A 4765-nucleotide genomic window follows, 5' to 3' on the forward strand; every position below is an offset into this window, starting at 1 on the left:
CAGCACGTCGAGGACGCGGGTGCGCAGACGCGAAGCCGGCGTCGAAACGCTCGACTTCTTGCGGCCATACGCGTTGCGGATGCGGGTCAGCATATCGCCGAGAGGATCGCTCAATGACATGTTATGTCCTCCTTACCAGCTCGACTTGACCAGGCCCGGGATCTGGCCGTTATTGCCGAGATCACGAAGCGCGATGCGCGATACTTTGAGCTTGCGATAGTAGGCGCGCGGACGGCCGGTGACTTCGCAGCGGTTGCGGATGCGGATCTTGGCCGAGTTGCGCGGCATGGCGGCAAGCTTGAGCTGAGCGCGGAAACGCTCTTCCATCGGCTTGGACTGATCCATGATTATCGCCTTCAGGGCAGCGCGCTTGGGACCGTACTGGTCGGCAAGCTTGCGGCGCCTGTTGTTCTTCTCGACTGAGCTGGTCTTTGCCATTTCAGATTTTTCCTTTTCTCGCTGCCGTTACTGGCGGAAGGGGAAGTTGAAAGCCTTGAGCAATGCCCTGGCTTCGTCATCCGTCTTCGCAGTCGTACAAACGATGACGTCCATGCCCCAGATCTGATCAACCTTGTCGTAGTTGATCTCCGGGAACACGATGTGTTCCTTGATGCCCATGGCGTAGTTGCCACGGCCATCGAAGCTCTTCGGATTGAGCCCGCGGAAGTCGCGGACGCGTGGCAGTGCGATGTTCACGAGACGGTCGAGGAACTCGTACATACGTTCCTTGCGCAGCGTGACCTTAGCGCCGATCGGCATCTTCTCGCGGACCTTGAAGCCGGCGATCGAGTTGCGGGCGCGGGTGACGACGGCCTTCTGGCCGGCGATCATCGCCAGGTCTTCGGCCGCGATCGAAGGCTTCTTCGAATCGGCGGTCGCTTCGCCAACGCCCATGTTCAGCACGATCTTGTCGATGCGCGGAACCTGCATCTCGTTGTCGTAGCCGAACTGTTCCTGCAACGCCTTGCGGATGGTCTCGTTGTAGACCTGCTTGAGGCGCGGCGTGTTGTTCGCGGTCGCCTGCTTGGATTGAGCCTTAGCCATTGATGACTTCTCCCGAGCGCTTGGCGACGCGCACCTTCTTGCCGTCCTTCTGGAAGATGAAACCGACGCGGGTCGGCTTGCCATCCTTGGGGTCGGCCAGCGCGATGTTCGACAGCTGGATCGGCGCTTCCTTGGTGATGATCCCGCCCTCTTGGGACTGGGACTGCTTCTGGTGACGACGGATCATGTTGACGCCGCGCACCAGCGCGGTGTCTTCCTTCGGCTGCACCGAGAGGACTTCGCCCGAACGGCCCTTGTCCTTGCCGGCCAGCACGACGACCTTGTCGCCTTTTCTAATCTTTTGCATTGGTCCGGCTCCTTACAGCACTTCAGGCGCGAGCGAGATGATCTTCATGTGGTTCTTGGCGCGGAGTTCGCGCGGAACCGGTCCGAAGATACGCGTGCCGATCGGCTCTTTCTTGTTGTCGACGAGAACGGCCGCGTTCTTGTCGAAACGGATCACGCTGCCGTCCGGGCGGCGGATGTCCTTGGCCGTGCGAACCACGACCGCCTTCATCACATCGCCCTTCTTTACGCGGCCGCGCGGAATGGCTTCCTTGATCGACACCACGATGATGTCGCCCACGGAAGCGTATTTCCGCTTCGAGCCGCCCAGCACCTTGATGCACATGACACGACGGGCGCCGGAATTATCCGCGACGTCGAGGTTTGTTTGCATCTGAATCATGACTGGCCGCCTTCTTCTCTTCTAACGGGATGGGCTCAAAGCCCCTCCCCGGTCTGTCCAAAATTCGTTGTTTACGCCCGAGGTCAGGCTTGGTCCGAAGACACGACGATCCAGCGCTTGTCCTTGGAAATCGGCTTCGATTCCTGGATGAACACCTGATCGCCGACCTTGTGGGCGTTGTTTTCGTCGTGCGCCTTGTACTTCTTGGTCATGCGCACGGTCTTCTTCATCACGGGATGCGTGAAGCGCCGTTCGACCTTGACGACAACCGTCTTCTCGTTCTTGTCGCTGACGACGGTGCCCTGCAGAATGCGCTTTGGCATGGTTTTCGTCCTTAAGCCTTCTTAGCCGCGGACTTTTCCGCAGCGATGGTCTTGATACGCGCAATATCCTTACGGACCTGTCTCACGCGCGCGGTCTTCTCGAGCTGGCCGGTGGCCTTCTGGAAGCGCAGGTTGAACTGCTCCTTCTTCAGGCTGGCCAGGTCGTCGGTCAGCTGGTCCTGGGTCTTGGTCCGGATGTCTTCGGCTTTCATGATCAGCCCGTCCTTATTCTGCGATGCGCTGCACGAAGCGCGTCTTGACCGAGAGCTTGGCCGCGCCGAGACGCAGTGCCTCACGGGCGGTTTCTTCATTGACGCCGTCGATCTCGAACATGATACGGCCCGGCTTGACGCGCGCCGCCCAGTAGTCGACCGCACCCTTGCCCTTACCCATGCGGACTTCGGTCGGCTTCGAAGTGACCGGCACGTCCGGGAAAATACGGATCCAGACGCGACCAGCGCGCTTCATTTCACGCGTGATCGCGCGGCGGGCCGCCTCGATCTCACGTGCGGTGACGCGGTTCGGCTCAAGCGCCTTCAGCCCGAAACCACCGAAATCCAGGTTGGTGCCGCCCTTTGCGGTACCATGGATACGGCCCTTGAACTGCTTGCGGAACTTTGTGCGCTTTGGCTGCAGCATCGTTCTAACTCCAAATTCCTAAATGTCTCAGGCGTTTTCGCGACGACGACCGCGTTCGCGATCACCACCACCGCCATGCGCTGCATCGCTTTCGCTGGCCCGACGCTCCGAAGCCATCGGGTCATGCTCAAGGATTTCGCCCTTGAACACCCAGACCTTGACGCCGCAGATGCCATAAGCCGTGTGCGCTTCGGCCGTACCGTAGTCGACGTCCGCACGCAGCGTATGCAGCGGCACGCGGCCTTCGCGATACCATTCCATGCGCGCGATCTCGGCGCCGCCGAGGCGGCCGGCGCAGTTGATGCGGATGCCTTCGGCCCCGAGGCGCATCGCCGACTGAACGGCACGCTTCATGGCGCGGCGGAACGCGATACGACGCTCGAGCTGCTGGGCGATCGACTGGGCGACCAGGGTCGCGTCGATTTCCGGCTTGCGCACTTCAACGATGTTGAGGTGCGTCTCGGACTTCGTCATCTCCATCAGCTTCTTGCGAAGCTTCTCGATGTCGGCGCCCTTCTTGCCGATGATCAGACCCGGGCGCGCGGCGTGGATGGTGACGCGGCACTTCTTGTGCGGACGCTCGATCACGACCTTCGAGATGGCAGCCTGCTTGAGCTCCTTCTCGAGATACTTGCGGATCTTGATGTCCTCATGCAGCAGCTTGCCGTACTCGCCGGTGTTCGCGAACCAGCGCGAATCCCAGGTGCGGTTGATGCCGAGGCGAAGACCGATCGGATTGACTTTCTGGCCCATTATGCGGCCTCCCCTTTTTCTTCGACTTCACGAACGACGATCGTGAGGTGCGAGAACGGCTTCTCGATACGGCTGGCGCGACCGCGGCCACGGGCATGGAACCGCTTCATGACGATCGACTTGCCGACATAGGCTTCCGCCACGATCAGTGCATCGACATCCAGGTCGTGGTTGTTTTCCGCGTTGGCGATTGCCGATTCCAGCGTCTTCTTGACCGTGCCGGAAATCCGCTTGGCCGAGAATTCGAGATCGGAAAGCGCTGTCGCGACCTTCTTGCCGCGGATCAGCGCGGCAACGAGGTTCAGCTTCTGCGGGCTGATACGGATCGTGCGCAATACGGCGCGCGCTTCGTTATCAGCAAGCCTGCGCGGAGCTTTGGCCTTGCCCATGATTATTTCCTCTTCGCCTTCTTATCCGCGCCGTGACCGTAATAGGTCCGGGTCGGAGCGAATTCACCGAACTTGTGACCGACCATGTCCTCGTTCACCGAGACGGGAACATGCTTCTGGCCGTTGTAGACACCGAAGGTGAAGCCGACGAACTGCGGCAGGATGGTGGAGCGACGGCTCCACATCTTGATCACCTCATTGCGACCACCTTCACGAACCTTGTCCACCTTCTTGAGAAGGTAGCCGTCAATGAAGGGGCCTTTCCAAATCGAACGAGTCACTTGGCGTTACCTCTTCTTAGCTCTTGCGCTGATGGCGCGAGCGCAGGATGAACTTGTCGGTCGCCTTGTTGGACCGCGTCTTCTTGCCCTTGGTCGGCTTGCCCCAGGGCGAAACCGGATGGCGGCCACCCGAGGTGCGGCCTTCACCGCCGCCGTGCGGATGGTCGACCGGGTTCATGGTCACGCCGCGATTGTGCGGGCGCTTGCCACGCCAAACCGTGCGACCGGCCTTGCCGTCATTGATGTTGCCGTGGTCCGGATTGGACACGGCGCCGACAGTGGCCATGCAGGAGCCGTGAACGACACGCTGCTCGCCCGAATTGAGGCGCAGGATCGCCATGCCCTGGTCACGACCGACTAGCTGACCGTAACCACCTGCCGAACGGGCGACCTGAGCGCCCTTGCCCGGCTTCAGCTCGATGTTGTGGACGATGGTGCCGACCGGCATCGAAGCCAGCGGCATCGCATTGCCCGGCTTCACATCTACCGATTCACCGGAGACGATCTTGTCGCCGGGAGCCAGACGCTGCGGAGCGATGATGTAGGACAGCTCGCCATCGTCATACTTGATCAGCGCGATGAAGGCGGTGCGGTTCGGATCGTATTCAATGCGCTCGACCGTGCCGACGACGTCGAACTTGCGGCGCT

General features: G+C 60.7%; 12 protein-coding genes. All 12 read right to left on the bottom strand.

Annotated elements, in window-relative coordinates; translation table 11 throughout:
* On the bottom strand, positions 1–120 hold a 120-nt coding region (gene rpsH / locus EN964_RS24975; RefSeq protein WP_127270615.1), incomplete at its 3' end, for a 30S ribosomal protein S8.
* Between the two features lie 12 nt (positions 121–132).
* On the bottom strand, positions 133–438 hold the full coding sequence (gene rpsN / locus EN964_RS24980) for a 30S ribosomal protein S14 (protein WP_013895695.1): 306 nt from the start codon (positions 436–438) through the stop codon (positions 133–135).
* A 27-nt stretch (positions 439–465) separates the two neighbouring features.
* Positions 466–1044 (bottom strand): 50S ribosomal protein L5, encoded by a 579-nt coding sequence (gene rplE, locus EN964_RS24985; RefSeq protein WP_127270613.1) that lies wholly within the window; start codon positions 1042–1044, stop codon positions 466–468.
* On the bottom strand, positions 1037–1351 hold the full coding sequence (rplX, locus tag EN964_RS24990; RefSeq protein ID WP_013531428.1) for a 50S ribosomal protein L24: 315 nt from the start codon (positions 1349–1351) through the stop codon (positions 1037–1039). The genes rplE and rplX overlap by 8 nt, the downstream gene beginning before the upstream one ends.
* 12 nt (positions 1352–1363) lie before the next feature.
* Positions 1364–1732, bottom strand: coding sequence for a 50S ribosomal protein L14 (gene rplN / locus EN964_RS24995; RefSeq protein ID WP_006205457.1), 369 nt, complete (start codon positions 1730–1732; stop codon positions 1364–1366).
* A gap of 83 nt (positions 1733–1815) precedes the next feature.
* The gene (rpsQ, locus tag EN964_RS25000) at positions 1816–2055 is read right to left on the bottom strand and encodes a 30S ribosomal protein S17 (protein WP_010909280.1); all 240 of its coding nucleotides are present in this window, start codon (positions 2053–2055) and stop codon (positions 1816–1818) included.
* Between the two features lie 11 nt (positions 2056–2066).
* Complete coding sequence (gene rpmC / locus EN964_RS25005; protein WP_006205459.1) at positions 2067–2267, bottom strand: 50S ribosomal protein L29; 201 nt, start codon at positions 2265–2267, stop codon at positions 2067–2069.
* A 13-nt stretch (positions 2268–2280) separates the two neighbouring features.
* Positions 2281–2694 (bottom strand): 50S ribosomal protein L16, encoded by a 414-nt coding sequence (gene rplP, locus EN964_RS25010; RefSeq protein WP_013531427.1) that lies wholly within the window; start codon positions 2692–2694, stop codon positions 2281–2283.
* 27 nt (positions 2695–2721) lie between these two features.
* Complete coding sequence (gene rpsC / locus EN964_RS25015) at positions 2722–3447, bottom strand: 30S ribosomal protein S3 (RefSeq protein WP_013531426.1); 726 nt, start codon at positions 3445–3447, stop codon at positions 2722–2724.
* Entirely contained in the window at positions 3447–3836 is a 390-nt protein-coding gene (rplV, locus tag EN964_RS25020; RefSeq protein ID WP_006205462.1) for a 50S ribosomal protein L22, read from the bottom strand. The genes rpsC and rplV overlap by 1 nt, the downstream gene beginning before the upstream one ends.
* A gap of 2 nt (positions 3837–3838) precedes the next feature.
* Positions 3839–4117 carry a 30S ribosomal protein S19 gene (gene rpsS / locus EN964_RS25025; RefSeq protein ID WP_006205463.1) on the bottom strand — a complete coding sequence of 93 codons (279 nt, stop codon included), beginning with the start codon at positions 4115–4117 and terminating at the stop codon, positions 3839–3841.
* 16 nt (positions 4118–4133) lie between these two features.
* On the bottom strand, positions 4134–4765 hold a 632-nt coding region (gene rplB, locus EN964_RS25030; RefSeq protein WP_127276843.1), incomplete at its 5' end, for a 50S ribosomal protein L2.

Source organism: Mesorhizobium sp. M7A.F.Ca.CA.001.10.2.1, assembly GCF_003998575.1.
GTDB lineage: Bacteria > Pseudomonadota > Alphaproteobacteria > Rhizobiales > Rhizobiaceae > Mesorhizobium.